Raw genomic sequence first — 26,208 nt, 5'->3', positions numbered from 1 at the left:
ACGGCCTGCGCGCGGACTCAGACCGTGCGTTCGGGCACAGCCCGTGCACTCGCGACGTCGTTCGGCTGCGCGGCGGCAGTCGAGACGGCGGCGGCGATGCGGGCCTGCACGCGCGCCTCCGCCCGCGCACGGGCGCGCACGATCAGCACGATGATGACGGCGGCCACGGCGAGCAGGGCGAGCTGCGACCACGGGATCGTCCACACCGTGAACGGCGTCGTCGCCGCCACGAGGGAGGCCTGCACCGCGTCCTCGCCCACGGTCGTCGGCACGGCCGCCACCTCGCCCCAGGCGAAGAAGACCGGCCACACCGCCACCGTCGCCGAGGCGGCCGTCTGCTGGCGGGGCAGGATCTCGCGCTGCTCGCCCGCCGCGCTCGCTCCTCCGATGCCGAACAGGCCCGCGGCCTGCGTCGTCGTGGTCGCACCGAGGCGCACGTTGCCCTCGTTGGAGATGACGTAGTCGACCGTCAACGTGCCGGGCGCGAACGGGTTCCACGACGGCGAATACGAGGTGGTGATCGAACCGGGAACGACGGATGCGACGACATCGCCCGCCACGCGGAGGTGCAGACGCACCCCGACGCGCGAGGCGACCTGCACCGACTCGTCGTCGCCGCGGGCGAGCTCTGCCACGACGCCGGCCGGATGGTCGCCGGGCGTCGCCTCGTCGGGGACGTCGACACGAAGAGGAACGAGCGTGGTCGCGCCGGCCGGCACGTCGATGACGATCCCGCCACCGTCGCGGGGGGTCGCCCCCTCCACCTCGCCGATGCGGACCCACGTGCCGCTGTCGACGGGTGTCTCACCCGACGGCAGCAGGTCGAAGTTGCCGGCCTCGGTGACCACACCGTCGCTCGCGTAGATCGCGAACGGTGCGGCGGCGGCGCTGAAATTGGTCACCGCGATGAACTCGTCCACCGATCCGCCGGGGTCGATCGTGTGCCGGAACGACACCCGTCCGTCCGGTCCCTCCGCCGACGCCGGGGCCACCGCCCAGGTCGTGCTGGTCTCGGCTGTCGCACTCGCGGGTGCGTCGAGCGCGATCGCCGCCGGTGCGCCCCCGAGCAGGGCCGCGAGGGCGAGCGAGGCGACGATCATCGGGCGGGTCCGCAGCATCCGCGGTTCTCCTGTCTGTGCGGGGGTGAGGCCGAGGCCCCACCCCCGCGTCGGTCGATCAGTCGGTCGGGAACAGCGACAGCGTCAGTCGCGCCGAGTAGTCGCCCTCGGGGGTTCCGAGCGGCGCGTCGAGGTACAACCACGCGTTCACGTCGGTCACACCGCGGCGTCCCTCGGGCGTCGCCGAAGCGAGCACCGATGCGACCGCGAGCCCCGTGCCGCCGTCGACGGCGGTCGCGACCTGCGGCCCCGCCGATACCCCGTCGCGGGGGGTCACGAGGTTCGGGGCCCACCCGAGGTTCTCGGCGCCGAGCGTGGCACCGCCCGAGACGAACGCCGACGACTGGCCGGAAGCCGCCCACCCGCTGGTACCGGCCTGCGTCGCGTTTCGCGAATCAGAGACCTTGACCGTCGGGAGACCCGCCGTGAAGCGCCAGCGGTCGGTGAAGCCCGACTCCTGGTTGAGGCGCACCGACTCGCCGAAGTCGGCGACGGTGAGCGCGAGAGCGCCCGGTGCGTCGACGATCGACACGTCGATCGGCACGCCGTCGGCGTCGGTCGGGCCGTCGGCGGTCAGACCGCGCTGCCACTCGAGGAGGTCGGCGATCTTCGCGTCGAGCACGTCGTCGTCGAGAGCGGTCGCGGCGCGCTGCGCCTGCAGCAGCGACGCGATCGCGTCGGCGTGGGCGTCGGCGGCGTCCGCCGTCTTGGCCGCGGCGAGGTGCCCCTGCACCGTGGCCTTGACCGCCTCGTCACCGGTCGCGGCGGCCAGCACCGTGTTGACCTCGGGGAAGGTGACGCAGTCGCCGCCGCCCGAGACGAGCCCTGCGGTCCATTCCAGTCCGCGCAGGATGTGCTCGAGGAAGACGGGGTCGGTCCACGACGCATCCGTGTGGCCCGCACCCTCGTACCAGGAGCGCCCGCCCTCGAAGTTCTGGCACCACGCGAGCGGGTGGTCTTCACCCATGCGCCCGTTGCCCGGGTTGTAGGTCGTCTCGTCGAGCGTGATGAGCACGTGCACGTCTTCGCGCGGGTTGGTGGTGAAGTTGTACCACTCGTCGTAGCGCGACCACGCCTCGGGAAGCATCGTCGTCGACGGGTGGCCGGGGTTCTCGACCCGCATCGTGGCCTGCTGCTGCGCGGGGTGGCTGCGGAAGCGCGCCCCGCCGCCGGTGAGCTGGCTGTACCACGGCACGGCGTGCATCGCGTCGGTCGCGGCGTGCAGGCCGACGTATCCGCCGCCGCCGCGGATGTAGCCCTGGAAGGCGGCCAGCTCGGTGTCGTCGAGCAGGCGCGGGCTGGCGGGGTCCTGGCGGTTGGTGCCGTCGACGGGCGACGCGAAGACGATCGTGGCGTACTTGTCGAGGTCGGCGGTGCTGGTGAACGGCGTCGAGGCCATGGTCAGCGCCGGCTGGCCGGGGGAGTTCCCGATCGCCGGATCCCAGACGTCGACCGTGAAGCCGTTCTGCTCCCCCAGCTGGATGAGCGCGTTGGTCGTGTCGTCGATGTGCGAGTGCCGGAACCCGAGGGTCTTCCCGACGACGAGGACCTTGTAGTCCTCTTCCTCCGGTTCCGCGAAGGCGGCGGTCGGCGTGACGCCGAGGCTGATGGCGACGCCGGCGGCTGCTGCCACGGCCCCCCACCGGTAGACGGGCTGCTTCATCTGCAATCTCCCTTGAGTGCGTGGCTGGAACGGCCGGACATAAATGTTGTCCGTCCCGACATATCGAGGTGAGGCTATCCGTGATTCTGTGAACCGTCAATGAACCGGATGCCGCGCCCTGGCGCTCTTGTGCCGAGAACGTGTCGTGAGCCGGCTCGCGCGAGAGGAACTCGAGGCTCAAGGTCGCCTCTCTTCCGCTGAGCGGAACGGCGGTCATCACGCGCGGCGGGTTTTGCCCGAAGAACAGACAAAAGCAGGACCGTCGTCGATCTCTGATCATGGAACTTCGGCCGGAAGCAGCCCGGGAGACCCGGGTAAGAATCATGGTGTCGCGCCCGACGCGCGGCCCGCACCCTTCCGGCACACGGAAATGCGACACCGCAGGGCCGCAGCCTGCCGGCCAGAAACCCGCCGGCTCCGACCGCGCAACGCGCACGTAACACCGCGCGTGCAGACTCGATCTCGCAACGTGAGCCGTTGCGGGCCGCCGGGCCAAAAGATCTCGGTGGTGTGGGAGACCTGGAGAAGCGCTCGGCAGCGACCGCGCCCGATCCCGTCTCCGTATTCCTGGCACTCGCCCCGGACGAGACGAGCGCGGATCAGCCGCGTCACCTCTCGCGGGCGTCGATTGCGCTCATCGATAGGAGGAAACACCATGTCGGATTCGCTCATCGCTCCGCCCGCCATCGACCCCCGCGTCTTCCGCGACACCCTGGGGCACTACGCCTCCGGGATCACCGTGGTCAGCGCGATCGCCGACGGTGAACCCGTCGGCTTCACGTGCCAGTCGTTCTACAGCGTCTCGGTCGACCCGCCACTGGTCTCGTTCAGCGTCATGCGCACCTCGACGACGTATCCGCGCATCGCCGCCGGCGGCCGTTTCACGGTCAACGTGCTCGCACACGACCAGCACCACATCTCCAACCAGTTCGCCCGGAAAGGCACGGACAAGTGGGCGGGCATCGCCTGGCGCCCGGCCCGGTCGGGCAACCCGGTCATCGACGCAACGCTCATGTGGGTCGACTGCGAGGCCTGGGCGGAGTACGAGGCGGGCGACCACCTCGTGATCATCGGCCGCGTGGTCGAGATGAGCTCACCCGAGTGGCACACCGGGTCACCCCTCCTCTATTTCAAGGGCGGATACCGTCACCTGCAGGAACTCGCGGGCTGAATCGGGAGCCGTCGGCACGCTGACCGCCACGGGCGGAACGCGCGGGCCCGGCTGGAGGTCGACACGTCTCGCACCGCAGCCGAGGCAGCGCACGTAGAGCAGCCGCCCTTCGCTGGTGCGGTGCGCGGACTCCGTCGCCCAGCCGTGCTCGTGCGCGGCGACGGGCGAGGGCGACTGACGGTCGGAATCGAGCGGCGGAGCATCCATGCCTCCACTGTGATGTCATGGTCTTATGCATCTCAACCCTTACGGGGAGTATGCGGTGCTCCTCGCCGCATCCCTCGCCAACGACTGGCCCCGCAACCGGTCCGAGATCGAGGAGCGCACCCGCGACCACGGCATGACGATGGCCTTCCGCGTCGCCGCCGACGATCATGCCCGCACCCGGGCGGTGATCGACGCGTGGCTCACCGTGGTCGACGCCCCCACGCCGACCGCGAGGGCGGCTCTGCTCAACGCCCGCATGGCGGCGATCGCCGCCTACCCGCGCCTCACCGACCACGACGGCGAGGGGTGGCACCTCCACTATCGCGATGAGGAGCAGTCGCTCGCCCCCGTGCTCGACGCCGTGATCTCGGTGGGCACGGCGATGCACCTGACCACGCGAGGCATGAGCCGTCTTCGTCGCTGCGAGGCCGGCGCCGAACCCGGCGACGCGTGCGTCAGCGTCGTCGTCGACGTGACCCGCAACGGCCGCCAGCGCTACTGCTCCGTGCGCTGCGCGAACCGCGCCGCCGTCCGCAGGCACCGGCGCCGCGCCGCCGCGCCGGCCTGATTCCCGCGCCCTCCCCCTCCGGAAGGCGGACGATCGGCCCGTGCGCGGGCTTTCCCCGCACAAGCGCCCGCACGAGGGCCGATCGCCCTCATCCGGACAGGAGGGCGGACGGGACGGATGCGGGGCTCGATGGTGGCCGCGGAACGAAGAAATCCCCCGAGTGATCGGGGGATTCTCTGGCGGAGACGGAGGGATTTGAACCCTCGGTCCCCGTGAGGGGACTCCACCTTAGCAGGGTGGTGCACTAGGCCGAACTATGCGACGTCTCCAGGCTTCCGACGCCGAAACGGCGGACGCACCCACCCATAGTAACGGGTGCCGCAGGTCTCTCCGAACCCGCGCCGCCCGCCGCATCCGGGCATCTCTCCGGCGCAGGTCAGCCGATGCCCGTCAGGTTGCCGTTCGAGCACGTCTCCTGCGCCGCCGTCACACCGGCGATCGAGTCGGGAAGGGCGACAGCCGACTCGGTCGGCGCCGGCGCCTGCGTCGCGCCCTCGGTCGGAGCGGGCGCCTCGGGCGCAGCATCCGTCGGCTCTGACGTCGGCTCCGCCGTCGGAGCCCCCGTCGGGTCGACCACGACCACGCCGTTGCCCTGGCTGGCCTTGCCGGTCAGCTCGAGGGGCTGGTTCGTCGCGAGGGCCTCCCAGAGCGCCGCCGCAGCGGTCTTGTTCGGGATCACGCGGTTCGCGTCGGCGGGATCGGCCACGGTCGGGTACTGGATGAACGTGATCTCGTCGAACGGCACGTCCTTCACCGCGAGGGCGATCTGGGCGAGTGTCAGCGGGTTCGTGAGCGACGTCGACGGGTCGATGCTGCTGAGCGCCGTCGACGCGAGCTTGTAGAGCGTGCCCGGGTTCGACAGCACGTCTTCGCTCACGAGCTTCTTGACCAGGCGCGACATGTACTGCTGCTGGTTCGAGATGCGACCCAGGTCTCCGCCGTCGCCGACGCCGTGGCGGGTGCGCAGGAACTGCAGCGCTTCGACGCCCTGGATCGTGTGCATACCCGGGGTGAGATCGAGACCGGTGTACCGGTCGCGGATGCCACCGGAGACGCAGACGTCGACGCCGCCGATCGCGTTGGTGATCTCGATCACACCGCCCCACGTCACGGTGGCGGCGAAGGGGATGTCCTGTCCGCTGAGCTCGGAGATCGTCTTCACGGTGCACGAGAGGCCGCCGTAGGAGAAGGTCGTGTTGATCTGCTGCTTGGTCATCGCCGACGACGTCTTGCCGTCGGCGTCGGTGCACGACGGGATGGGCACCATGAGGTCGCGCGGGAAGGAGATGACCGTCACCCGACGCGGCTCGTCGGAGATGTGCACGAGCATGTTCACGTCGTTGAGCTCGCTGGCCGAGTCGGGACCGGTGCAGCGATCGCCGAAGATGTCGGCGTATTCGGGCTCGCACTTGTCGGTGCCCGCGATGAAGAGGTTCACGCCGCCCTCGATCGCGCCGATGTCGGGCGGGACATCCGACTGTCCCTCGAGCTCGATCGCGTCGGCGGTGTAGCTCTGCGTCAGGTCGTACAGCACGTAGCCGCCGACCCCGAGACCCGCGACGAGCACGACCGCCACCGCGACGGCCACGACCTTCATGAGCTGTGCGAACGGATGCGGCGAGGTGAGGCGTCCGTGGCGCGCCACCGTGCGGCGGCCGCGCTTGGCGGGCTTGATCGAACTCACTCGGGTCCTCTCGGGGCGGATCGTTCTCGCCGACCCCCAGGTCCGGCGGAGTGTGCAGATGCTCTTGCGGAGGCGTTCACATTGCGGAGGGTGTGGGATTCGTCCCTACCGTCACTCCACGGATCGCTTCGCGCTCCGCGGAGCCTCTGACGGCAGGGGCCCACCTGAAGGTTCGAACCCGGGTCCTCTCATGGTCCGCCGGCGACCCCCTGCAGGGGTCTCCGTCGAACCAGCGGAGGGTGTGGGATTCGAACCCACGGGACATCTCTGCCCACTGGTTTTCAAGACCAGGTCCATCGGCCGCTCGGACAACCCTCCCGACAGCGTGCTTCGCAGCACCGTCGAACGGCGTCGAGTCTATCGAGTACCTGGCCGCCATTCTGACGCGTCGGTCTGGACAAGCCCTGATAGACGCGCCAAACGGATGCGGTGCGACGGCCTACAGCGCTCGGAGGATCGCGGCCACGCCGCCCTCGTCGACCGAGAGGCCGATCTCGCTCGCCGCCTCGTGCACCTCGGCGGGCCCCTGGCGCATCGCGATGGCGCGGCCGCCGTGCTCGACGGCCCACTCGAACATGCCGATGTCGTTACGGCCGTCGCCCATGACGAGAACGCGCTCGGGGGCGATGTCGAGCCAGCCCCGCACGAGCTCCAGCGCCGTGGACTTGTCGACGCCCATCGGGGCGATGTCGAGCCAGGCGGTCCACCCGATGGCGTACGACACCTGGTTCAGGCCGATGCGCGCGACGAGGTCGACGAAGTCCTCGTCGCTCTTACCGGGCGAGACGACGACCACGCGGCAGACGGGCTGGTGGCTGAGCTGCTCGAACGTGACGTGCCCCGCACCGCGCAGGTTCCAGTCCTCGAGATACTCGGTGTACAGGCGGGTGCCGTCGGGCAGCTCGACCATGTAGCGCGCGTCGGCGAGGTGCTCGCGCAGCAGCGTCAGCACCTCCGACGCGTCGAAGGTCTCGGTGTGGGCGCGCTCGTATCCGTCGGCGTCGTCGCCGCCGACGCGCTTCATCACGATCGCGCCGTTGGAGCACACCGCGTACTCGGGCCAGATGCCCAGGCGCTCCATGATCGTGTGCGTGCTGTCCCAGCTGCGGCCGGTCGCGAGCATCACCTCGTGACCGCGCGATCGCGCGAACTCGACGGCTTCGACCACCCCGGGAGAGAGCGTCTCGTCCTCGAGGATGACGGTCCCGTCGACATCGAGGGCGATCAGCATCCGCTCGGCGAGACCGTCTTCGGCCAGATCCTCCACGAGCTCGGCGGCGTCCTCCTGCTCGACGATGTCGACGCTGCCCGTGTCGGGGATCGTCACTCGACGGGCTCCATGACCTCGAGGCCCCCGAGGTAGGGGCGCAGCACCTCGGGCACGGTCACCGAGCCGTCGGCGCGCTGGTGCGTCTCGAGCAGGGCGACGATCCAGCGGGTGGTCGCCAGCGTGCCGTTGAGGGTCGCGACCGGCGAGGTCTTGCCGCCCTCGGGACGGAAGCGGATGTCGAGGCGCCGCGCCTGGTAGGTCGTGCAGTTGGAGGTCGAGGTGAGCTCGCGGTACGCGGCCTGGGTCGGCACCCATGCCTCGATGTCGTACTTGCGCGCGGCGCTCGATCCGAGGTCGCCGGCTGCCACGTCGATCACCCGGTACGACAGACCGAGGTCCTGCAGCATCCCCTCCTGCATCGCGACGAGACGCAGGTGCTCGGCCTCGGCTTCTTCGGGGGTCGTGTAGACGAACATCTCGAGCTTGTTGAACTGGTGCACGCGGATGATTCCGCGCGTGTCCTTGCCGTACGACCCGGCCTCGCGGCGGTAGCAGGTCGACCATCCGGCGTAGCGCTTGGCGCCCCGCTCGAAGTCGAGGATCTCGTCCATGTGGTAGCCGGCGAGGGGCACCTCGCTCGTGCCGACGAGGTAGAGGTCGTCGTCTTCGAGGTGGTAGACCTCGTCGCCGTGCTGGCCGAGGAAGCCGGTGCCGCGCATGACCTCGGGGCGCACCAGGGTGGGCGGGATGATCGGGGTGAATCCCGAGGCGAGAGCCCGGTCGAGGGCGAGGGTCATGAGGGCGAGCTCGAGGCGCGCTCCGATGCCGGTGAGGAAGTAGAAGCGGCTGCCCGAGACCTTCGTGCCGCGTTCCATGTCGATCGCGCCGAGCTTCTCGCCGAGGGCGAGGTGGTCGAGCGGCTCGAAGTCGTAGGCGGGCACGTCGCCGTGCGTGCGGAGGGTGACGAAGTTGGCCTCGCCGCCGGCGGGCACGCCGTCGATGACGATGTTCTCGATCTTCGACAGCGCGAGATCGGCGGATGCTTCGGCCTCGGTCACCGCGTGCTGAGCGGCTTTCACGCGCTCGCTCAGCTGCTTCGCCTCGGCCACCAGGGCGGCCTTCTCGTCTTTGGGTGCCTGGGCCACGCGCTTGCCGTGGGCGTTCTGCGAGGCCCTCAGCTCTTCGAAGGCCGTGATCGCGGCGCGGCGACCCCGATCGGCCGCCAGGGCGTCGTCGACGGTCTCCGGAGACTCGCCCCGGGCCACCTGGGAGCGCTTGACGAGCTCGGGATCTTCACGCAGCAGGGTCACGTCGATCACGCGATCAGTCTAGAGTCCGCGAGCGCCGACCTCACCCGCTGCCCTCCCCGTCCGCGCCGAGAGCCCCCGCCCCTAGGGTGGGAGCCATGGCCCCAGCCCCCGTAGTCCCCGGCGACGACGATCCCGGCGCGGGCGAGCACGACCCGGTCTCCGCCGCAGCCGATGCCCCCGGTCCCCGTGGCGCCGACGACGACTCCCCCGCACCCGCCGACGCCGCCGCACCCGACGACGTCATCCGCCAGCCCGACGACGTCGCGCCCGATTCGTCGGCCGCGGGAGCGGGAGAGGCCCGCCGCGTCGATGCGCAGGGCGACCCCGCCCCGCTCGCAGCGCCGCGGGGAACGGGCAGGCGCGCGGCCCTCGTGTACAACCCGACCAAGGTGAGCCCCGCGACCCTGCGCGCGAAGGTCGTCGCCCTCTCGTCGGAGGCGGGGTGGGACGCACCCCTCTTCTTCGAGACCACCGTCGACGATCTCGGCGACGACGCCACGCGCGCCGCGGTCGACGACGGCGTCGACGCGGTGCTCGTGGCCGGCGGCGACGGCACGGTCCGCGCGGTGGCCGAGACCCTCACCGACACGGGCATGCCGCTGTCGATCATCCCGAGCGGCACGGGCAACCTCCTCGCGCGCAATCTCAATCTTCCGCTGACCGATCCCGACGCGATGATCCGCGCCACGTTCGACGGCGACATCCACCCCACCGACGCCGGCGTCGCGCGCCTGCGACGCCCCGACGGCACCACGGAGGAGCACGGCTTCGTCGTCATGGCCGGCATGGGGCTGGATGCGGCGATGATCGCGAACACGAACTCGCAGCTGAAGAAGACCGTCGGCTGGGTCGCCTACGTCGATGGAGCGGCGCGCTCGCTCGTGAAGGCGCAGCCGTTCCGCATCATGTACCAGCTCGACGACCGGCGCCTCCACGGGGCGAGGATCCAGAGCATCCTGTTCGCGAACTGCGGCACGCTGCCGGCCGGAATCTCTCTCATCCCGGGCGCCTCGATCGGGGACGGCCTCATGGACGTCGCGATCATCCAGCCCACCGGCCCGTTCGGCTGGCTCGGCGTCTGGCGCAAGGTCGCCTGGGACAACTCCGTGCTCCGGCGCTTCCGCGCCGGGCGCCGGGTGCTCGAGCGCCGACGCGATTCGTCGGTGCGATACCTGCGCGGCCACGAGATCGAGACCGCCACCTCCCCCGCACAGCCCGTCGAGCTCGACGGCGACGAGTTCGGCGAGGCCACCCGCATCCACTGCCGCATCGTGGCGGGCGGTCTGCAGCTCGTCGTGCCGAAGGGCCACGACACCTCCAAGCTGTAGCCGGGCCTCACGCAGGCTTCGAGAGCGGGGCGGGCCCGCCGCGAGAGGGTGTCAAGCCCGACGATCGCGGTCGGCGCCGTCGATAGCGTGGCGGGATGGTGAGTCCCTCCGTCGTCTGGTTCCGCGACGATCTGCGCATCGCCGACAATCCGGCTCTGCGAGCCGCGATCGATCGCGGCGAGCCGGTCATCTGCCTCTACGTGCTCGAGGGCGATTCCGATGGGATGCGCGAGCTCGGCGGGGCGGCGAAGTGGTGGCTGCACCACAGCCTCGACTCGCTCGGCGAGCGCCTGCGCGAGCGCGGTGGCGCGCTCGTGCTGCGCCGCGGCCGAGCGGCGGAGGTCGTTCCCGCGGTGGTGGCGGATGCGTCTGCCGGGGCCGTCTTCTGGAACCGCCGCTACGGCGGGGCCGAGCGCGAGATCGACGCCGGGATCAAGGCCGCGCTGCGCGACGACGACGTCGAGGTGGCATCCTTCGCCGCGTCCGTGCTCTTCGAGCCGTGGACCGTGCAGACCGGATCGGGTACCCCGTACTCGGTGTTCACCCCGTTCTGGCGTGCCTGCCAAGACCTCCCCGCGCCGCGCGCACCGCTGCCGGCCCCTCGCGAGATCGACGCTCCGAAGAGCCTGCCCGACTCCGACGACCTCGACGGGTGGGAGCTGCTGCCCACGAAGCCCGACTGGGCCGGCGGATTGCGCGAGGCGTGGGAGCCCGGGGAGCCGGCTGCCCTCAGACGGCTGAAGGGCTTCCTCGGGGACGATCTCGGCGACTACGACCGCTCGCGCGACGAACCGGCGGGCGAGGCGACCTCGCACCTGTCCCCTTACCTGCGGTGGGGCGAGGTCAGCCCCTACCAGGTGTGGCACGAGACGGTGAAGCAGCGCGGCACGGGCGCCCACGCGGCATCCGCCTCTCGTTTCCTCTCGGAGATCGGCTGGCGCGAGTTCGCCTGCCACACGCTCTACCACTTCCCCGATCTCGCCACCAAGAACTGGCGCAGCGGCTTCGACGCCTTCCCGTGGCCACGATTGAACCGCTCGCACCTCGAGGCGTGGCAGCAGGGACGCACCGGGGTCGCCCTGGTCGATGCCGGCATGAGGGAGCTCTGGCACTCCGGCGCGATGCACAACCGGGTGCGGATGGTGACGGCGTCGTATCTCATCAAGAACCTCCTGATCGACTGGCGCCTCGGCGAGCAGTGGTTCTGGGACACCCTCGTCGACGCCGACGGGGCGAGCAACCCGTTCAACTGGCAGTGGGTCGCGGGTTCCGGCGCAGACGCCGCGCCGTACTTCAGGATCTTCAACCCCGAGCTGCAGCGCAAGAAGTTCGACCCGCACGACGAGTACGTGCGCCGGTGGGCACCCGACCATCTCGACGGGAACGCGCCCGAGCCGCTCGTCGACCTCGGCGACACGCGTCGACAGGCCCTCGCCGCGTACGAGGACGTCAAGCGGGCGCGCTGAGCGCCACCGGGGCCGGAGTTCCGGGCGGAGGCCGCACTACCTCGTCGACCCCGGAATGCGAGCGGATGCTGCGTCGTTGCATCCGGCGATGACTACTCCGCCGCTCGCCCTCTCCGTTCTCGATCTCATCCCGGTCCGAGCCGGCCAGTCGAGCGCGCAGGCCGTCTCCGCCTCCCTCGACCTCGTCGCCCGCGCCGAGGAGCTCGGCTACCGCCGATACTGGTTCGCCGAGCACCACAACATGCCCGCCGTCGCCTCGACCACCCCGCCGGTGCTCATCGCGGCGGCCGCCGGACGCACCAGCCGCATCCGCGTCGGGTCGGGCGGCGTCATGCTTCCCAACCACTCCCCGCTGGTCGTGGCCGAGCAGTTCGCCGCCCTCGAGGCGGTCGCACCGGGGAGGGTCGACCTCGGAATCGGTCGTGCCCCCGGCTCCGATCCCGTGATCACGCAGCTGCTCTTCCGGTCGGGCACGACGAGCGACGTCGACCGCTTCCCCGAGCACATCCGCGACATCCTCGCGCTCACCTCCCCGGAGGGCGCCACCGTGCGCTTCAGCTCCGGCGGCGAGTACACGGTGCACGCGACACCCGCAGCATCCGGCTCGCCCGAGGTCTGGCTGCTGGGGTCGAGCGACTATTCCGCGTCCCTCGCGGCCGCGCTGGGCCTGCCGTACGTGTTCGCGAACCACTTCGCCGGCCACGGGCTCGAGCGAGCCCTCGACCTCTACCGCACCGGGTTCCAGCCGAGCGAGACCCTCGCCGCACCGCGCACGTTCCTCACGGTGAACGCGGTCGCCGCCCCCACCGCCGAGGAGGCCGAGGCGCGGGCCCTGCCGCAGCTGCGCATGATGGCGCGCCTGCGCTCGAACATGCCGCTCGTGCCGCTCGAGACCGTCGAGCAGGCGCGCGCCCTGCCGTTCGACGCGATGGCCGAGTCGCTCATGTCGCAGACGCGCGCGACGTGGTTCGTCGGCACGGGCGACTCCGTCGCCGCAGAGCTCACCGCGTTCGCCGCCCGCCACGGGGTCGACGAGATCATGCTCTCCCCCATCGCCGGCGCCTTCGACGGCGAGCCGCTCGACGCGGCGGACGGACGGGTGCAGACGCTGTCGCAGGTCGCCGGCGTGCTCGTTCCCGTCGCGGCCTGACGCGCCGCATCCGGTCGCGAAACACCCGTTTCGGCTGAGACACCCCGCCTGGCGCGGTGTCTCGGCCGATCGTGGTGTCTCGGCCGCTACGCCTCGGGCTCGCCGCTGATGAGCGAGCGCAGCCAGTCGCGCGCCTCGACGAAGACGTCGTCGGAGTAGCGATCGGGGTATCGGACGATCGCGCGGTCGGCGCGGGCGTACGACCCGAGGAAGATCATCTTCGGGCTGAACCGGCGCAGCCCCAGGAGCGCGTCGGCCATGCGCTCGTCGTACACGTGGCCGTCGGCGTCGATGACGAAGCGGTAGCGCCCGAGGGCATCTCCGATCGGACGCGACGCCAGCAGGCTCAGGTTGATGCCGCGCGTCGCGAACTGCTCGAGGAGCTCGAGCAGGGCGCCCGGGTGGTCCTCGGGCAGCTCGACGATCAAAGACGTCTTGTCGGCACCGGTCGGCGGTGCCGGCGCGACCGTGCGACTGACGAGCACGAACCGGGTCACCGCATTCGGGTTGTCGCCGATGCTCTCGGCGAGCACGGCGAGATCGTGATGGGCGACGATGCCGGGTGCCGCGATCGCGGCGTCGGCGTCGCTCGTGCCGTCGAGGATCCCGAGGGCGCTGGCGACGTTGCTCGCCGCGGGGATGTGCGCGTGCGCGGGAAGGGCGTCGGTCAGCCAGCCGAGGCACTGGGCGTAGGCCACCGGATGGCCCGCGACGAGCGACACGTCTTCGAGCCGGGTGCCGGGCCGCCCCACGAGCACGAAGTTGACCGGCACCAGGTATTCGCCGACGATCCGGAGACCGGGCATCGTGGCCAGTGCGTCCTGTGCGGTCGAGACCCCGCCGTCGACGGAGTTCTCGATCGCGATCATCGCGGCGTCCGAGCGCCCCTCGACGACGTCGGCGAGCGCCTCACCGACGTTCCTCACCGCGCGCCAGTGCTGATCGCGCGCCTCGGGCACCTGCGCGAGCGCGGCCTCGGTGAAGGTTCCCGCCGGCCCGAGATAGCTGTATGTGCGGCGGGTGGGGGCGGTCTCGGGCATCACGGCGATCAGCCTAGCCCCCACATCTGCACCGGCCGTTGCGGATCGGCGGTGCACCGAGGGACCGCAGAAGGGGGTGAAACCAGCAGTTCGTGTCAAAGGCGTCCCGCAACGGGCTCTCACCGGGCAGACTGGGGGAATGAGCAGTCGCGCAGGACGCCCCGCCGAAGCATCCGATCTCATCGACATCGATGAACTGATCTCGGCCTATTACGACCGCAAGCCCGATGTGGCGATCCCGGAGCAGCGCGTCGCCTTCGGCACGAGCGGCCACCGCGGCTCGTCGTTGTCGACGAGCTTCAACGAGAACCACATCCTCGCCACCACCCAGGCGATCGTCGACTACCGCGCCGCGCAGGGGATCCGCGGGCCCCTCTTCCTCGGCCGCGACACGCACGGACTGTCGCTGCCCGCCGAGCGCAGCGCGATCGAGGTGCTCGTCGCGAACGGCGTCGACGTGCGCATCGACGCGCGCGACTCGTGGGTGCCCACCCCGGCGCTGAGCCTCGCGATCCTCAACCACAACCGCGGCAAGGCGCTCGACGACCCGACCCGCGGCGACGGCATCGTCGTCACCCCGAGCCACAACCCTCCCCGCGACGGCGGCTTCAAGTACAACCCGCCCCACGGCGGCCCCGCCGACACCGACGCGACGAGCTGGATCGCCGACCGAGCGAACGAGCTCATCGCCGCCGGCCTCGAGGGCGTGCAGCGCACGCGGTACGCCGACATCGACGGCGATGCGCTCGGCGAGTACGACTTCCGCGAAGCGTACGTGCGCGACCTCGAGGGCATCATCGACATCGAGGCGATCAAGCGCGCCGGCGTGCGTATCGGCGCCGACCCGCTGGGCGGCGCATCGGTGGAGTACTGGCAGCTCATCGGCGAGCACTACGGCCTCGACCTCACGGTCGTGAACCCCGATGTCGACCCGACGTGGCGCTTCATGACGCTCGACTGGGACGAGAAGATCCGCATGGATCCCTCGTCTCCGTCTGCCATGGCCGCGCTCGTCGCCCGCCGCGAGGAGTACGACATCCTCACCGGCAACGACGCCGACGCCGACCGCCACGGCATCGTCACCCCCGATGCGGGCCTGATGAACCCCAACCACTACCTCGCCGTCGCGATCGACTACCTCTTCGCGCACCGGCCGGGCTGGCCGGCGGATGCTGCGGTGGGCAAGACGCTCGTCTCGTCGATGATCATCGACAAGGTCGCCGCATCGCTCGGCCGCCCCCTCCTCGAGGTGCCGGTGGGCTTCAAGTGGTTCGTACCGGGGCTTCTCGACGGGTCGGTCGCCTTCGGCGGCGAAGAGTCGGCCGGGGCGTCGTTCCTGCGCACCGACGGAACGGTCTGGACGACCGACAAGGACGGCATCCTGCTCGCCCTGCTCGCCGCCGAGATCCTCGCGGTGACCGGCAAGACGCCCTCGCAGCGCTACGCGGAACTCGAAGACACCTACGGCTCGTCGGCGTACCAGCGGGTCGATGCGCCCGCCACCCCCGCGCAGAAGGCGGCCCTCGCGAAGCTCTCGCCCGACGCGGTCACCGCGACCGAGCTCGCCGGCGAGCCCATCACGGCCAAGCTCTCGCACGCTCCGGGCAACGGCGCGGCGATCGGCGGCCTCAAGGTGCAGACCGAAGACGCGTGGTTCGCCGCGCGCCCCTCCGGCACCGAAGACGTCTACAAGCTCTACGCGGAATCGCTCCGCGGCGAAGGCCACCTCCGCGAGGTGCAGGAGCAGGCGCGCGCGGTCGTCGCCGAGGCCCTCGGCGGAGCCTGACCCGCAGCATCCACCGACGACGACACCCCGGCCTCATCGAGACCGGGGTGTCGTCGTTCGTCGCTGCGCACGCAGCAGCAGCGGGTCAGATGGTGGCGGCGTCGATCACGAAGCGGTACCGCACGTCGCTGGCGAGCACGCGCTCGTAGGCCTCGTTGATCTGCGCGGCGTCGATGAGCTCGACCTCGGGCGCGATGCCGTGCTCGGCGCAGAAATCGAGCATCTCCTGCGTCTCACGGATGCCGCCGATGCTGGAGCCGGCGAACGAGCGACGGTTCGAGAACAGCGTGAACACCTGGATCGGCAGCGGCTCGGGCGGCGCACCGACGTTGACCATCGTGCCGTCGAGCGAGAGCAGACCGAGGTACTGCTTCAGGTCGAGCGGTGCGCTCACGGTGTTGACGATGAGGTCGAGGCTGTTCTTCAGCGTCTCGAACGTCTCGGGGTCGCTCGTGGCGTAATAGTGGTCGGCGCCCATGGCCAGACCGTCGTCCTTCTTGCGCAGGCTCTGCGACAGCACGGTGACCTCGGCGCCCATGGCGTGCGCGATCTTGACCGCCATGTGCCCGAGCCCGCCGAGGCCGACGACGGCGACCTTCTTGCCGGGGCCGGCGTTCCAGTGGTGCAGCGGCGAATACGTCGTGATGCCGGCGCAGAGCAGGGGCGCCGCCTTCTCGTACGGGATCGCCTCGGGCACACGCAGCACGAAGTCCTCGTCGACGACCACCTTCTGCGCGTAGCCGCCCTGGGTGATCGAGCCGTCGCGATCGACGTTGGCGTAGGTTCCGACATTGCCCTTGAGGCAGTACTGCTCCTCGCCGGCGAGGCAGTTCTCGCACTCGCGGCAGGAGTTGACCATGCAGCCGACGCCCACGCGGTCGCCGACGGCGTGGCGGGTGACGTCGGAGCCCACTTCGGCCACGGTGCCGACGATCTCGTGACCGACCGTGAGCGGGTAGGCGACCTCGCCCCACTCGCCGCGGATCGTGTGGATGTCGGAGTGGCAGATGCCGGCGTAGGCGATGTCGATGAGCACGTCGCGCGGGCCTACCTCGCGGCGCTCGATCGTCGTGGGTTCGAGGGGGGAGGTGGCGGATGCGGCGGCGTACGCGCGAACGGTGGTCATGTGACTCCTCGGGGATGGGGTTCGAGCGTATCCGCGAGAAGCGCACCCGCGGCCCGGATTGACACGACGGGGGCGGCCATGGCCTTCTCGACCGACCCGGCGAGGTCGGCGAGTGAGACGGCCGCGGCGAAGGCGGAGGTGTCGGCACCGGGCGCGACGCGGCCGGCGACGAGGACCGTGCGCCCGGGAGCCAGCGCCGCGACGAGCGACGGCACCTTGCCCGCGGCCGACTGCCGATCGTACGCACCCTCGCCCGTGACGACGAGGTCGGCGGATGCGGCGGCCTCGACCAGTCCCGTCACCGCGGCGATCTCCGGCGCGCCCGCGACCAGGTCGGCCCCCCAGGACAGGAGCGCCCAGCCCGTGCCGCCCGCGGCCCCGGCCCCCGGGGCGGCAGGGTCGGCAGCGGGCACGAATGACGCCAGGCGCGCGAGTCCGGCGTCGGCGCGAGCGAGGTCCGCGGCATCCATCCCCTTCTGCGCACCGAACACCCGGGCCGCGCCCCGCGCGCCGAGGAGCGGGTTCTCGACGTCGGTCAGCACGCGCACTCCCCCGGGCGGGAGCGACACGAGTGCGGCGAGGTCGACGGCGGCGAGATGCTGCAGCCCCTCGGCGCCCGCGGGGATCGGGTCGCCCGCCGCATCCGTGAATCTGCCGCCGAGCGCGCGGAGGAGGCCGACCCCGCCGTCGGTCGAGGCGCTCGAACCGATCGCGAGCACGAGCTGCGAGACCCCCGAGGCGAGAGCGGCGGCGACGGCATGGCCGAAGCCGAGCGTCGAGGCGGACCAGGGGCGGAGCGCCCCGCGCAGGAGTTCGATGCCCGACGTCTGAGCGAGCTCGACCACACCGGTCCCCGAAGGCGCATCGGCCGTAGCCGGGAGGCGGAGCCACACCGCGCCGACGGGTTCGCCCGCCGGGCCGGGTACGGTGACCGGCACGCGCACGGCACCCCGCACGGCGGTCGCCACGGCATCGAGCGTGCCCTCCCCGCCGTCGGCCATGGGCGAGAGCACGATCTCGTCGCCGGGGCGCACCGCCCGCCAGCCCGCGGCGAGCGCGGCCGCCGCATCCGATGCCGTCATGGTGCCCTTGAAGCTGTCGGGCGCCATCACGATCCGGGTCATGCCACCCATTCTGTCTCCGCGACGGGCGTCCGCCCCCGGCCCCGTCGTTCAGGCCGAGAGGTGGTCCGCGGTGCTACGCGGGGACGACGCACGAACCGTCGCTCGTGGCACAGTGGGGGCATGCGCTGGGGACGTCGCCGAGATATCGCTCACGACACCTTCGATATGGCCGGGCTGCCGGGCTTCTCCCGCGTCGACGGGCTGCTCCTGCGCGAAGGGCCCGGGGACGCCGTTCCCATGGCCGTCTTCGAGGACGCGATCCCGTCGGTCGCCGAACGTCGACGGATAGTCGAGCGCGGCTACGGCCTGCATGTGCTGGGAGTTCCGGCCGCACATCGAGATCTCACGTTCCTGCGCGATTTCCTGGGATTGACCGCTCTCAGCGTCACCGGGGTCGACTACGACACCCGGCCCGTCAGTGAGATTACGACGCTCGAGCATTTGTCACTGGAGGTCCTCGGTGCGCCCGAAACGGATCTCCGTCCGCTCACCTCGCTGACGTCTTTCGCGGGCGCATGGGAGACCAACAAATCGGTCTTCGAGATCGCCACTCTAGAGCGGGCGTCTTTCCATGACGTGGAGGCCAGTGCTTTGAACGAGATCCCGGCTCACCTCCTCGAGCTCGACCTTGCGAGCGCACCGCGCATCCGCTCGCTCCAGGGCACCCGGGACGGCGACCCGGCACTGCGTCGACTCTCGATCAACCGGGCCCGCCTGTTCGATGCGACCAGCCTCACGACGTTCCCCCGCCTCTCCGTCCTCGCCATCAGCGATGTCGCCCGGCTCGTCGGCACGGCGGCCCTCGCCGACCTTCCGCTTCGAGAACTGGGGCTCCTGAACTGTCACCACATTGCGGACATGGCGGAACTCGCCCGGCTGACGAAGGTGCGCGTGACGGTGACGGGCAGGTTGGCCGCCTCGATAGCCGAGATACGCACCGGCTGCGAACCGCCCTGGGAGTATCTGGCCTAGCCGCGGCAGCTACCGTGTTAAGCGTGCTCCCCACCCCACAAGTCCCACCGGAGCGTCGGGTGATCCGCATGTTCGCCGATTACGGACGGCGCTACCCGCTGTGGGAGAGCTCGACCCCGACCTGGGACGTCGGCTACACCACGACCCCGGAGACGTACGGCTTATCTCCGGAGCTGGCCGAGGATCTCGAGGGATGGCAGGCCTTCTTCGAGAGCCACGGCGATCCGTTCGAGGGATGGGACAGCGATGCCAACCTGCAGAAGTGGCTGCGCGACGGCGCCTGGCTCGCCGACCGCCTCCAGGCGGAGGTTCAGTCGTTCGCCGATGTCAGACGCGAGTTCGGCCCGCTGAACGATCGCGAATGATCGGTCAGGCCGGCTCGGTGGTGCGGATCAGACCGCAGGTCATGCACGACCACGCCACCAGGAACCGTTCGTCGTCGAGGATCTCGAACCTCAGCGGATCACCGCAGGTCGGACACGACCGCGGGTCGGGGGCCTGCGCGCTCATCCGCCCAGCCTAGGGATCCGCCGAGTTGCCGCCATCCGGGGTGTCAGAGCCGGGCGTGACCCCGGGTTGCGGCAACTCACCAGCGAGCGCGCGGTCAGACCGCTGAGCTCGACCGCACCACGAGGGTGGGCGGGAGCGAGACGAGGGGCGCGACCGCGTGGCCCTCGATAAGCGCGATGAGGGTCGCGACGGCGCGCGCGCCGAGCTCGTCGAAGTCCTGACGGACGGTCGTGAGGGGCGGGCGGAACTCCGCCGCATCCACGATGTCGTCGAAGCCCACCACCGCGACGTCGTCGGGCACACGCCGGCCGGCGTCGGCGAAGGCGCGCAGGGCTCCCAGGGCCATCTGGTCGTTCGCCACGAACACGGCGGTGGAATCGAGAAGACCGGATGCTGCGGCGTGCCCCGACCGCGACGTCCAGTCGCCGCGGGCGACCGCCGGCGGGGTCGCCCCGGCGGCCGAGAGCGCCTCTCGCCAGCCGCGCTCGCGCTCGACCGCGGCGAAGGAGTCGGCGGGCCCGGCGAGATGGTGCACCGTCGCGTGCCCGAGATCGAGCAGGTGCCGGGTGGCGGCGGCCGCACCGGCGGCGTGGTCGGTCTGCACGAGGGCGAAGCGGTCGTCGGGGGCCGAGTCCACGGCGACCAGCCGCATGCCCTCGGGCACCGCGGCCTCGCGCGTGAGGGGGGTCGCCTCGTTCAGCACGATCGCGCCGTCCACGCCGTCGTCGCGAAGCCGGGCGAACGCCTCGAGCATGCCCCGCTCGCCGCGGGCGGTGGCGACCGTGAGGGCGTAGTCGCCGGCGGCCGCGACCTCGGCGATCGACTGCAGCATCCGGGAGTTGCCGACGGTCGCGAGCGTCGAGACGATGAGCCCGATCGTGCGGCTCTGCCCCGTGCGCAGCGCGCGGGCCGCTCGATGCACGCGGTAGCCCAGATCGCTCATCGCGCGCTCGACGCGGACGCGGGTCTCGGGATCGACCCGCGGACTGCCGTTCGCCACCCGCGAGACGGTCTGCGCCGACACCCCCGCGCGCTCGGCGACATCCGCCATCGATACTCGCAGCATCCTGACCTCCCCGGAATGTTGACGATATCACGCCCGCAAGCTAGCGTGTTATCGTGAACATGCAACGCATCGACGCGGTCGCCCTCGGCGGGGGCGTCGCGAAGCGCTCCACCCGTCTCGCCGACGGCCGGGAGCTCATCTACTTCGACGACCCCGGCACGGCCCTGGGCCCCGATCGCGCGGTCGACGAGCGCACCCTCGACCCGCGGCCGGCGACGGCGACGATGCGGCAGGACGTACTCACCGGCGACTGGATCTCGATCGCCTCTGCCCGGCAGAACCGCGCCTTCCTCCCGCCGGCGGACCTCGACCCGCTGGCCCCGCAGACGCCGACCAACCCGTCGGAGATCCCCTCGCTCTACGACGTCGCCGTGTTCGAGAACAAGTCGCCCTCCTTCGGCCCCGCGCTCGCGGAGGCCACCGACGACGCCCCCGCCGCAGGCGACGCTCCGGCCGGAGACGGCGACCTCGTCGCGCTCGGCCTCGGCCGCAGCCGCACCTCGGTCGGACGCTGCGAGGTCGTGTGCTTCAGCCCGGCCCACGAGGGGTCGTTCGGCTCGCTCGGCGTGGTGCGTGCCCGCACCGTCATCGAGGCGTGGGCCGACCGCACCGCCGCGCTGTCGGCCCTCCCGGGCATCGAGCAGGTCTTCCCGTTCGAGAACCGCGGCGAGCAGATCGGCGTCACCCTCGCGCACCCCCATGGCCAGATCTACTCCTACCCCTACGTCACCCCGCGCACGCGCCGTCAGCTGGAGGCCGTCGAGAAGGTCGGAGGCGACCTGTTCGCCCGAATCCTCGAGTCGGAGCGGGAGTCCGAACGCGTGGTGCTGCGGGGCGAGCACTGGACGGCGTTCGTGCCCTTCGCCGCGAGGTGGCCGATCGAAGTGCACCTGCTCCCCCACCGCCACATCCCCGACCTCGCCGCGACGAGCGACGTCGAGCGCGACGAACTCGCCCCGCTGTACCTGCGGCTTCTCCGCGGCATCGACGCCCTCTACGACACCCCGACCCCCTACATCGCCGCCTGGCACCAGGCACCCGTGGGCGTCGGTCGCGACGGCATCCGCCTGCACCTGCAGCTGACGTCACCGCGGCGCGCGGCCGACAAGCTCAAGTTCCTCGCCGGCAGCGAATCGGCCATGGGCGCGTGGATCGCCGACCTCACCCCCGAGTCCCAGGCCGAGCGCATCCGCGCGGCCATCGCATCCGTTCCCGAGGTGTCGGCATGATCGCTCCCCCCTCCGCAGCATCCGCCCTGCTGGCCACCCTCACCGACCGCACTCCCGAGGGGGTGTGGTCGGCTCCCGGCCGCGTCAATCTCATCGGCGAGCACACCGACTACAACGAGGGCTTCGTGCTGCCGTTCGCGATCGGGCACCGCACGGTCGCCGCCCTCGCCGTGCGCGACGACGACGTCATCCGGGTCGCCAGCACCTTCGCCGACGAACCCGTCGAGGTCGCGCTCTCGCAGCTGGATGCGGCGATCGACGCCGGCGGACTCGGGTGGGCCGCCTACCCGTTGGGCGTCGCGTGGGCGTTGCGCGCCGCGTCGACCGCGGGCGTTGCGCGAGGTGTCGACATCGCCATCTCGTCCGACGTGCCGGTCGGTGCCGGGCTGTCGTCGTCGGCGGCCATCGAGAGCTCGGTCGCCTCGGCCCTCAACGAGGTGTGGGGCGCGGGCCTCGATCGCGTCGCCCTCGCCCGCGTCGGGCGGATCGCCGAGAACGACGCGGTCGGGGCTCCCACCGGGATCATGGACCAGATGGCGTCGATGCTCGGCCGCCCGGACGCGGCGACCTTCCTCGACTGCCGCACCCTCGAGGCCGACTCCGTCGACCTCGGGTTCGAGGCGGCGGGGCTCGAGATCCTCGTCGTCGACACCCGCGTCGAGCACGCGCACTCGTCGGGCGGGTACCGTGAGCGCCGCGCGTCGTGCGATGCGGGCGCCGCCGCGCTCGGCGTCACCTGGCTACGCGACGTCTCGGTCGTCGATCTCGACCGCGCGGTCGGACTCCTCGACGACGAGACCTTCCGCCGGGTGCGCCACATCGTGACCGAGAACCAGCGCGTCCTCGACACGGTGGCGACCCTGCGCGCAGACGGACCGACGGCGATCGGCGAGCTGCTGACGGCATCGCACGCGTCGATGCGAGACGACTTCGAGATCTCGGTTCCCGAGCTCGACCTCGCTATCGATACGGCGCTCGAGGCCGGCGCCCTCGGTGCGCGGATGACCGGCGGCGGATTCGGCGGGGCGGCGATCGCGCTCCTGCCGAAGGAGAAGGTCGCGGATGCGGCGGCCGCGGTAGAGCGCGCCTTCGCCGCCGCGGGCTTCACCGCCCCGCACACCTTCACCGTCGCCGCATCGGAGGGCGCCCGGCGCGACGCCTGACGGGTCAGATCTCGAGGCGTCCGGAGGTGATGTCGGCCGCGACATCGCTGAGTCGCCGCTGATTCTCCCGGGCGTGCCCGCGGATGAGGCGGAAGGCGGCCTCCATATCGAGGTTCCGCCGCTGCGCGATGAAGCCCTTCGCCTGCTCGATCACGACGCGGCTGTCGAGAGCGTGCTGCAGCTGCCCCTGGGCGACGACCGACTCCCGGACGAGCCGCTGCTGCAGGATGCTGATCGTGGCGATGTCTGCGAGCGTCTTGGCCGCGGCGGCATCGACGGCGTTCAGCTCGCCGACGCGGTCACGGAAGAGGTTGAGCGACCCGATGACGGAATCGCGCAGTCGCATCGGGATGGCGTGGAGCGACAGGAATCCGGAACGGCGCGCATCCTCGGCGAAAATGGGCCAGCGGTCGGTGACGTCGCGGAGATCCTCCACCGACACGACCCTCCCGGTCTCGATGGCCTCGACGCACGGGCCCTCGCCCGCGCGGAGCTGCATCAGCCCGACGAACTCGCTGCGCTCGCTCGTCGAGGCGATCACCTCGAGCTCTCCACCCCGATCGACGAGGAGGATGCCTGCCGCGGTCGCATCGAAGATCGACGCGCTCTCCTCGACGAGCACCTGGAGCAGGTCGACGATATCGAAGTCGTCGACGAGGGAGTCGGCGAGCGTGGACACGGTCCGCAGCAGCTGATCCTCGCGAGTGCTCATAGTTGAGTGTAGGACGCCGACCTCACGATTCGAAGGCCAGCCGGCGGGCCACGACGTCCGCGGAGACCTCGCTCACCGATCGGCCCGAAGCGAAGGCGCGTCCTCGGATGACGAGAAGAGCATCGTCCACGGCGATCCCGAGTTGAGCTGCGACCATCCCCGACGCCTGGTGCATCACCCGTCGCGAGTGCGGTCCGTCGGAGAGCCCTTCCTCGACGTCGCCCATCTCATCCAGCGCTCTGCGCAGGAGGAGACGGGAGGTGACTCCGGCCAGCACCGTCGCGTCGCGCACCGCACGGGGGGAGAGCCGGAGCGGGGATGCGCAGTACAGGTCGACGGATCCGACGCCGAGATCGCCGACGAACAGCGGAAACGCGAACAGCGCCCCGATATCGAGGCGTCCGACGGCTTCGCGCGCCAGCGGCCACTGCGTCCCGTGGCTTCGCTGCAGATCGGATTCGATCACCGGTCGACGCGTCCGCAGCGCCTGCCATCCCGGGCCCTCGCCCAGATCGATCTGGATCTCGTCGATGCGAGCCGCCATCTCGTCGCTCGCGCACACGGTCTCGCTTCCCAGGGGGCGCCCGAGCGTGGAGATCGCCGCTCCCGTCACCCCGACCGCCCCGATGAACGGCGCACACAGATCATCGCCGACCCGGGCGCCGGTGAGCGCAGCGAGCGCGTCGGCGAAAGCGTGCCGATCGTCGCCCGGCAAGAGAGTACCCATGAAAGTCCGCCTGTCCTCGTGTGGTGAGGAGGTGCCACTCCCAGGTCCCATCGTGGCGACGCTATCACTGGAAGGACTCTCTCCGTCCGCCGTGCCAGGGAGTCAGATCGCACTCCGCTGCGCGACGAGGGGGCAGTCGAACGGGTCGCGCTCCCCCAGGCCGACCCGGTTGATGTAGCGCACCACGATCGCATACGACCCCAGCAGGCTCGTCTCGGTGTACGGAATACCGAGACGCACGCAATACGCGCGGACGATCGGAGCCGCGTGACGCAGATGCGGGCGGGGCATCGAGGGGAAGAGGTGGTGCTCGATCTGATAGTTGAGTCCCCCCAGCGCCGTATCGACGAACCGCCCCCCTCGGACGTTGCGGCTCATCAGCACCTGGCGTCGCAGGAAGTCGAGGCGGAGGCTGGCCGGCACGAGTGGCATGCCCTTGTGGTTGGGGGCGAAGGACGCCCCCATGTACACGCCGAACAGTCCCAGCTGCACCGCCAAGAACGCCACCGCGATGCCGGGGCTGAGCACCACGAAGGCGAGGGCGATGAACCCCCCGATCCGGACGGTGAGCAACACGATCTCGATCCATCGGCGGTCCACGTGTTCGCGATGCAGAACCCGCGCGATGCCGGTGGCGTGCAGCGATACCCCCTCGAGGAGCAGCACGGGGAAGAAGAACGCGCCCTGGTGGCCGATCAGCCAGGCCGTCAGCGGGTTCCTGCGCCGCGCGGCCTGCGCCGGGGTGAACGAGATCACGGGCAGATCGATGTCGGGATCGGCCCCCTCCTTGTTGGGGTTGACGTGATGACGCGTGTGCTTGTGACGCCACCACCCGTAGCTCATCCCCACGAAGAGGTCGCCGATGATGAGGCTGACCGCGTCGTTCCATCGGCCGGACACGAAGATCTGCCGGTGCGCGGCGTCGTGTCCGAGGAAGGCGACCTGCGTGAAGATGATGGCGAACGCGGCGGCGGTGATCAGCTGCCACCAGCTGTCGCCGATCCAGATGAACGCAGCGACGGCGGCGGCCAGCACGAGTGGCACCGCCACCAGCTTGGTCCAGTAGTACCCGTATCGCCGCCGGAGGAGCCCCGCGCCCCTGATGCGCGCCGACAGCTCGGTGAAGTCGCTGGCTCCGGGTACGCGGGCCTCGTCGAGCGCGCGCTCAGCCGGGGGCGCGCCCGCCCGCCCGGACGATGTGAATGATTCCATGACTGCTCCAGACCGTGCGCGTATGCGCTGTGATGACGACCGCGAAGTCGACCGGGGTCTGGGGCAACGTGGGGTGACCCTACGTCCAGGTGGCCCGCGAAACAACCCCGTGTCCGACACGGGTGCCACAGGGGGGGCCTCTGTCGTCCTACGTTGTGCGGCCGGTCGGCCTTCTGTACTGTTCGAAGACAGTTGCCCAAGACCCCGGTCGACTCCATGTCATGGAAGCGTCAAGCGACCGACCCGGGAGGTCATTGTGGGTTACTTCATCTACGACAGCAGCACCAAGACCGAGATCGACGACCGACTGCTCGCGCATCTGCAGCTGGTCATCGGGGCGAAGCTCCGCCGGTCCGAGTACTTCTTCTTCACCTGGAAGGAAGACGCGAGCGTGGGCGCGGGACGCACCACGGTGTGGATACACTCCGGCGCCGGGCTGCGGTTCAAGTTCCACGGAAGCCGTCAACCGGCGATCAACCACGCCTGGCTCAAGGCCCTGACCCTGACGGCCAACTCGTCGGCGGGGCTGTACGCGGTGCGCGAGCCCGCCGACCAGCGCGCGCCCGTCCTCACCGAGCTGGCCCTGGCCTGACGACGCTCCGAGCG

At 70.8% G+C, this 26,208-nt stretch carries 25 protein-coding genes and 2 tRNA genes; 11 read left to right on the top strand and 16 right to left on the bottom strand.

Annotated elements, in window-relative coordinates; translation table 11 throughout:
- Positions 1-17 precede the first annotated feature (17 nt).
- Together DEU34_RS01475 and DEU34_RS01470 are read right to left on the bottom strand one after the other, a co-directional pair.
- The gene (locus DEU34_RS01475; protein ID WP_121148183.1) at positions 18-1,118 is read right to left on the bottom strand and encodes a hypothetical protein; all 1,101 of its coding nucleotides are present in this window, start codon (positions 1,116-1,118) and stop codon (positions 18-20) included.
- A gap of 58 nt (positions 1,119-1,176) precedes the next feature.
- A complete protein-coding gene (locus tag DEU34_RS01470) occupies positions 1,177-2,781 on the bottom strand; it encodes a ThuA domain-containing protein (protein WP_121148181.1) in 1,605 nt (534 codons plus the stop codon).
- 655 nt (positions 2,782-3,436) lie between these two features.
- Between DEU34_RS01470 and DEU34_RS01465 the strand changes: the two genes are divergently transcribed.
- Entirely contained in the window at positions 3,437-3,952 is a 516-nt protein-coding gene (locus DEU34_RS01465) for a flavin reductase family protein (RefSeq protein ID WP_121148178.1), read from the top strand.
- Here DEU34_RS01465 and DEU34_RS01460 read toward each other — a convergent pair.
- A complete protein-coding gene (locus tag DEU34_RS01460) occupies positions 3,896-4,159 on the bottom strand; it encodes a hypothetical protein (RefSeq protein WP_121148176.1) in 264 nt (87 codons plus the stop codon). The genes DEU34_RS01465 and DEU34_RS01460 overlap by 57 nt on opposite strands.
- Positions 4,160-4,184: 25 nt before the next feature.
- Between DEU34_RS01460 and DEU34_RS01455 the strand changes: the two genes are divergently transcribed.
- Entirely contained in the window at positions 4,185-4,727 is a 543-nt protein-coding gene (locus tag DEU34_RS01455) for a CGNR zinc finger domain-containing protein (protein WP_121148173.1), read from the top strand.
- A gap of 177 nt (positions 4,728-4,904) precedes the next feature.
- Here DEU34_RS01455 and DEU34_RS01450 read toward each other — a convergent pair.
- The 5 genes from DEU34_RS01450 to serS form a co-directional block, all read right to left on the bottom strand.
- Positions 4,905-4,996 (bottom strand) — tRNA-Ser (locus DEU34_RS01450).
- A gap of 107 nt (positions 4,997-5,103) precedes the next feature.
- Complete coding sequence (locus DEU34_RS01445; protein ID WP_259459998.1) at positions 5,104-6,411, bottom strand: LCP family protein; 1,308 nt, start codon at positions 6,409-6,411, stop codon at positions 5,104-5,106.
- 233 nt (positions 6,412-6,644) lie between these two features.
- Positions 6,645-6,729 (bottom strand) — tRNA-Ser (locus tag DEU34_RS01440).
- Positions 6,730-6,850: 121 nt separating this feature from the next.
- A complete protein-coding gene (locus DEU34_RS01435) occupies positions 6,851-7,738 on the bottom strand; it encodes an HAD family hydrolase (RefSeq protein ID WP_396652097.1) in 888 nt (295 codons plus the stop codon).
- Positions 7,735-9,000, bottom strand: coding sequence for a serine--tRNA ligase (gene serS / locus DEU34_RS01430; RefSeq protein WP_121148171.1), 1,266 nt, complete (start codon positions 8,998-9,000; stop codon positions 7,735-7,737). The genes DEU34_RS01435 and serS overlap by 4 nt, the downstream gene beginning before the upstream one ends.
- A gap of 86 nt (positions 9,001-9,086) precedes the next feature.
- Here serS and DEU34_RS01425 point away from each other — a divergent pair, with 86 nt between their 5' ends.
- From DEU34_RS01425 to DEU34_RS01415, 3 genes are all read left to right on the top strand, one after another.
- Positions 9,087-10,319: a diacylglycerol kinase family protein gene (locus tag DEU34_RS01425; protein ID WP_121148169.1), complete on the top strand. Its 1,233-nt coding sequence runs from the start codon at positions 9,087-9,089 to the stop codon at positions 10,317-10,319.
- A 95-nt stretch (positions 10,320-10,414) separates the two neighbouring features.
- A complete protein-coding gene (locus DEU34_RS01420; RefSeq protein WP_121148166.1) occupies positions 10,415-11,785 on the top strand; it encodes a deoxyribodipyrimidine photo-lyase in 1,371 nt (456 codons plus the stop codon).
- Positions 11,786-11,873: 88 nt separating this feature from the next.
- Positions 11,874-12,935, top strand: a complete 1,062-nt coding sequence (locus tag DEU34_RS01415; protein WP_121148164.1) for an LLM class flavin-dependent oxidoreductase — start codon at positions 11,874-11,876, stop codon at positions 12,933-12,935.
- Between the two features lie 86 nt (positions 12,936-13,021).
- On the opposite strand, the gene pheA is transcribed toward DEU34_RS01415, so the two are convergent.
- Positions 13,022-13,975, bottom strand: a complete 954-nt coding sequence (gene pheA, locus DEU34_RS01410) for a prephenate dehydratase (RefSeq protein ID WP_116648206.1) — start codon at positions 13,973-13,975, stop codon at positions 13,022-13,024.
- 139 nt (positions 13,976-14,114) lie between these two features.
- On the opposite strand from pheA, the gene pgm reads away from it, so the two are divergent.
- Positions 14,115-15,761, top strand: coding sequence for a phosphoglucomutase (alpha-D-glucose-1,6-bisphosphate-dependent) (gene pgm, locus DEU34_RS01405; RefSeq protein ID WP_121148162.1), 1,647 nt, complete (start codon positions 14,115-14,117; stop codon positions 15,759-15,761).
- A gap of 85 nt (positions 15,762-15,846) precedes the next feature.
- Here pgm and DEU34_RS01400 read toward each other — a convergent pair whose 3' ends face one another.
- Both DEU34_RS01400 and DEU34_RS01395 read right to left on the bottom strand, forming a co-directional pair.
- The gene (locus DEU34_RS01400) at positions 15,847-16,887 is read right to left on the bottom strand and encodes an NAD(P)-dependent alcohol dehydrogenase (RefSeq protein WP_121148160.1); all 1,041 of its coding nucleotides are present in this window, start codon (positions 16,885-16,887) and stop codon (positions 15,847-15,849) included.
- Entirely contained in the window at positions 16,884-18,011 is a 1,128-nt protein-coding gene (locus DEU34_RS01395; protein WP_121148157.1) for a glycerate kinase, read from the bottom strand. The genes DEU34_RS01400 and DEU34_RS01395 overlap by 4 nt, the downstream gene beginning before the upstream one ends.
- Before the next feature lie 120 nt (positions 18,012-18,131).
- Between DEU34_RS01395 and DEU34_RS01390 the strand changes: the two genes are divergently transcribed.
- Together DEU34_RS01390 and DEU34_RS01385 are read left to right on the top strand one after the other, a co-directional pair.
- Positions 18,132-18,983 (top strand): hypothetical protein, encoded by an 852-nt coding sequence (locus DEU34_RS01390; protein ID WP_147423981.1) that lies wholly within the window; start codon positions 18,132-18,134, stop codon positions 18,981-18,983.
- Positions 18,984-19,051: 68 nt separating this feature from the next.
- Positions 19,052-19,348 (top strand): hypothetical protein, encoded by a 297-nt coding sequence (locus tag DEU34_RS01385; protein ID WP_147423980.1) that lies wholly within the window; start codon positions 19,052-19,054, stop codon positions 19,346-19,348.
- A 4-nt stretch (positions 19,349-19,352) separates the two neighbouring features.
- Here the strand turns inward: DEU34_RS01385 and DEU34_RS16140 are convergent, their stop codons facing one another.
- Positions 19,353-19,493 carry a hypothetical protein gene (locus DEU34_RS16140; RefSeq protein ID WP_183042304.1) on the bottom strand — a complete coding sequence of 47 codons (141 nt, stop codon included), beginning with the start codon at positions 19,491-19,493 and terminating at the stop codon, positions 19,353-19,355.
- Between the two features lie 94 nt (positions 19,494-19,587).
- A complete protein-coding gene (locus DEU34_RS01380; protein WP_259459997.1) occupies positions 19,588-20,559 on the bottom strand; it encodes a LacI family DNA-binding transcriptional regulator in 972 nt (323 codons plus the stop codon).
- A gap of 59 nt (positions 20,560-20,618) precedes the next feature.
- Here DEU34_RS01380 and galT point away from each other — a divergent pair, with 59 nt between their 5' ends.
- Together galT and galK are read left to right on the top strand one after the other, a co-directional pair.
- Positions 20,619-21,788: a galactose-1-phosphate uridylyltransferase gene (gene galT, locus DEU34_RS01375; protein WP_121149665.1), complete on the top strand. Its 1,170-nt coding sequence runs from the start codon at positions 20,619-20,621 to the stop codon at positions 21,786-21,788.
- Entirely contained in the window at positions 21,785-22,951 is a 1,167-nt protein-coding gene (gene galK / locus DEU34_RS01370) for a galactokinase (RefSeq protein ID WP_121148148.1), read from the top strand. Before galT ends, galK begins: the two co-directional genes overlap by 4 nt.
- 4 nt (positions 22,952-22,955) lie before the next feature.
- Here the strand turns inward: galK and DEU34_RS01365 are convergent, their stop codons facing one another.
- The 3 genes from DEU34_RS01365 to DEU34_RS01355 all read right to left on the bottom strand — a co-directional run bounded on the left by DEU34_RS01365 (position 22,956) and on the right by DEU34_RS01355 (position 25,602).
- Entirely contained in the window at positions 22,956-23,663 is a 708-nt protein-coding gene (locus DEU34_RS01365) for a GAF and ANTAR domain-containing protein (RefSeq protein ID WP_121148146.1), read from the bottom strand.
- 22 nt (positions 23,664-23,685) lie between these two features.
- Positions 23,686-24,390 carry a GAF and ANTAR domain-containing protein gene (locus DEU34_RS01360; RefSeq protein ID WP_121148144.1) on the bottom strand — a complete coding sequence of 235 codons (705 nt, stop codon included), beginning with the start codon at positions 24,388-24,390 and terminating at the stop codon, positions 23,686-23,688.
- 102 nt (positions 24,391-24,492) lie between these two features.
- A complete protein-coding gene (locus tag DEU34_RS01355) occupies positions 24,493-25,602 on the bottom strand; it encodes an acyl-CoA desaturase (protein WP_121148142.1) in 1,110 nt (369 codons plus the stop codon).
- 256 nt (positions 25,603-25,858) lie between these two features.
- Here DEU34_RS01355 and DEU34_RS01350 point away from each other — a divergent pair, with 256 nt between their 5' ends.
- Positions 25,859-26,194 carry an ATP-dependent DNA ligase gene (locus DEU34_RS01350; protein ID WP_121148139.1) on the top strand — a complete coding sequence of 112 codons (336 nt, stop codon included), beginning with the start codon at positions 25,859-25,861 and terminating at the stop codon, positions 26,192-26,194.
- Positions 26,195-26,208 lie beyond the last annotated feature (14 nt).

The sequence above is a fragment of the Microbacterium sp. AG1240 genome, assembly GCF_003635115.1.
Taxonomy (GTDB): domain Bacteria; phylum Actinomycetota; class Actinomycetes; order Actinomycetales; family Microbacteriaceae; genus Microbacterium.
Note: the sequence above shows the minus strand (reverse complement) of the source record. Positions and strands in the feature narration are given on the sequence as shown.

Excerpts from the sequence above, each read along its gene's own strand:
- DEU34_RS01415 (WP_121148164.1), top strand. The coding sequence starts at position 11,874 with ATGACTACTCCGCCGCTCGCCCTCTCCGTTCTCGATCTCATCCCGGTC.
- DEU34_RS01465 (WP_121148178.1), top strand. The coding sequence starts at position 3,437 with ATGTCGGATTCGCTCATCGCTCCGCCCGCCATCGACCCCCGCGTCTTC.
- DEU34_RS01425 (WP_121148169.1), top strand. The coding sequence starts at position 9,087 with ATGGCCCCAGCCCCCGTAGTCCCCGGCGACGACGATCCCGGCGCGGGC.
- DEU34_RS01470 (WP_121148181.1), bottom strand. The coding sequence starts at position 2,781 with ATGAAGCAGCCCGTCTACCGGTGGGGGGCCGTGGCAGCAGCCGCCGGC.
- pgm (WP_121148162.1), top strand. The coding sequence starts at position 14,115 with ATGAGCAGTCGCGCAGGACGCCCCGCCGAAGCATCCGATCTCATCGAC.
- DEU34_RS01365 (WP_121148146.1), bottom strand. The coding sequence starts at position 23,663 with ATGAGCACTCGCGAGGATCAGCTGCTGCGGACCGTGTCCACGCTCGCC.
- DEU34_RS01390 (WP_147423981.1), top strand. The coding sequence starts at position 18,132 with ATGCGCTGGGGACGTCGCCGAGATATCGCTCACGACACCTTCGATATG.
- DEU34_RS01395 (WP_121148157.1), bottom strand. The coding sequence starts at position 18,011 with ATGACCCGGATCGTGATGGCGCCCGACAGCTTCAAGGGCACCATGACG.
- galT (WP_121149665.1), top strand. The coding sequence starts at position 20,619 with ATGCAACGCATCGACGCGGTCGCCCTCGGCGGGGGCGTCGCGAAGCGC.
- DEU34_RS16140 (WP_183042304.1), bottom strand. The coding sequence starts at position 19,493 with ATGAGCGCGCAGGCCCCCGACCCGCGGTCGTGTCCGACCTGCGGTGAT.
- DEU34_RS01400 (WP_121148160.1), bottom strand. The coding sequence starts at position 16,887 with ATGACCACCGTTCGCGCGTACGCCGCCGCATCCGCCACCTCCCCCCTC.
- DEU34_RS01385 (WP_147423980.1), top strand. The coding sequence starts at position 19,052 with ATGTTCGCCGATTACGGACGGCGCTACCCGCTGTGGGAGAGCTCGACC.
- DEU34_RS01460 (WP_121148176.1), bottom strand. The coding sequence starts at position 4,159 with ATGGATGCTCCGCCGCTCGATTCCGACCGTCAGTCGCCCTCGCCCGTC.
- pheA (WP_116648206.1), bottom strand. The coding sequence starts at position 13,975 with ATGCCCGAGACCGCCCCCACCCGCCGCACATACAGCTATCTCGGGCCG.
- DEU34_RS01355 (WP_121148142.1), bottom strand. The coding sequence starts at position 25,602 with ATGGAATCATTCACATCGTCCGGGCGGGCGGGCGCGCCCCCGGCTGAG.
- DEU34_RS01420 (WP_121148166.1), top strand. The coding sequence starts at position 10,415 with ATGGTGAGTCCCTCCGTCGTCTGGTTCCGCGACGATCTGCGCATCGCC.
- DEU34_RS01380 (WP_259459997.1), bottom strand. The coding sequence starts at position 20,559 with ATGCTGCGAGTATCGATGGCGGATGTCGCCGAGCGCGCGGGGGTGTCG.
- DEU34_RS01360 (WP_121148144.1), bottom strand. The coding sequence starts at position 24,390 with ATGGGTACTCTCTTGCCGGGCGACGATCGGCACGCTTTCGCCGACGCG.
- galK (WP_121148148.1), top strand. The coding sequence starts at position 21,785 with ATGATCGCTCCCCCCTCCGCAGCATCCGCCCTGCTGGCCACCCTCACC.
- DEU34_RS01475 (WP_121148183.1), bottom strand. The coding sequence starts at position 1,118 with ATGCTGCGGACCCGCCCGATGATCGTCGCCTCGCTCGCCCTCGCGGCC.
- DEU34_RS01455 (WP_121148173.1), top strand. The coding sequence starts at position 4,185 with ATGCATCTCAACCCTTACGGGGAGTATGCGGTGCTCCTCGCCGCATCC.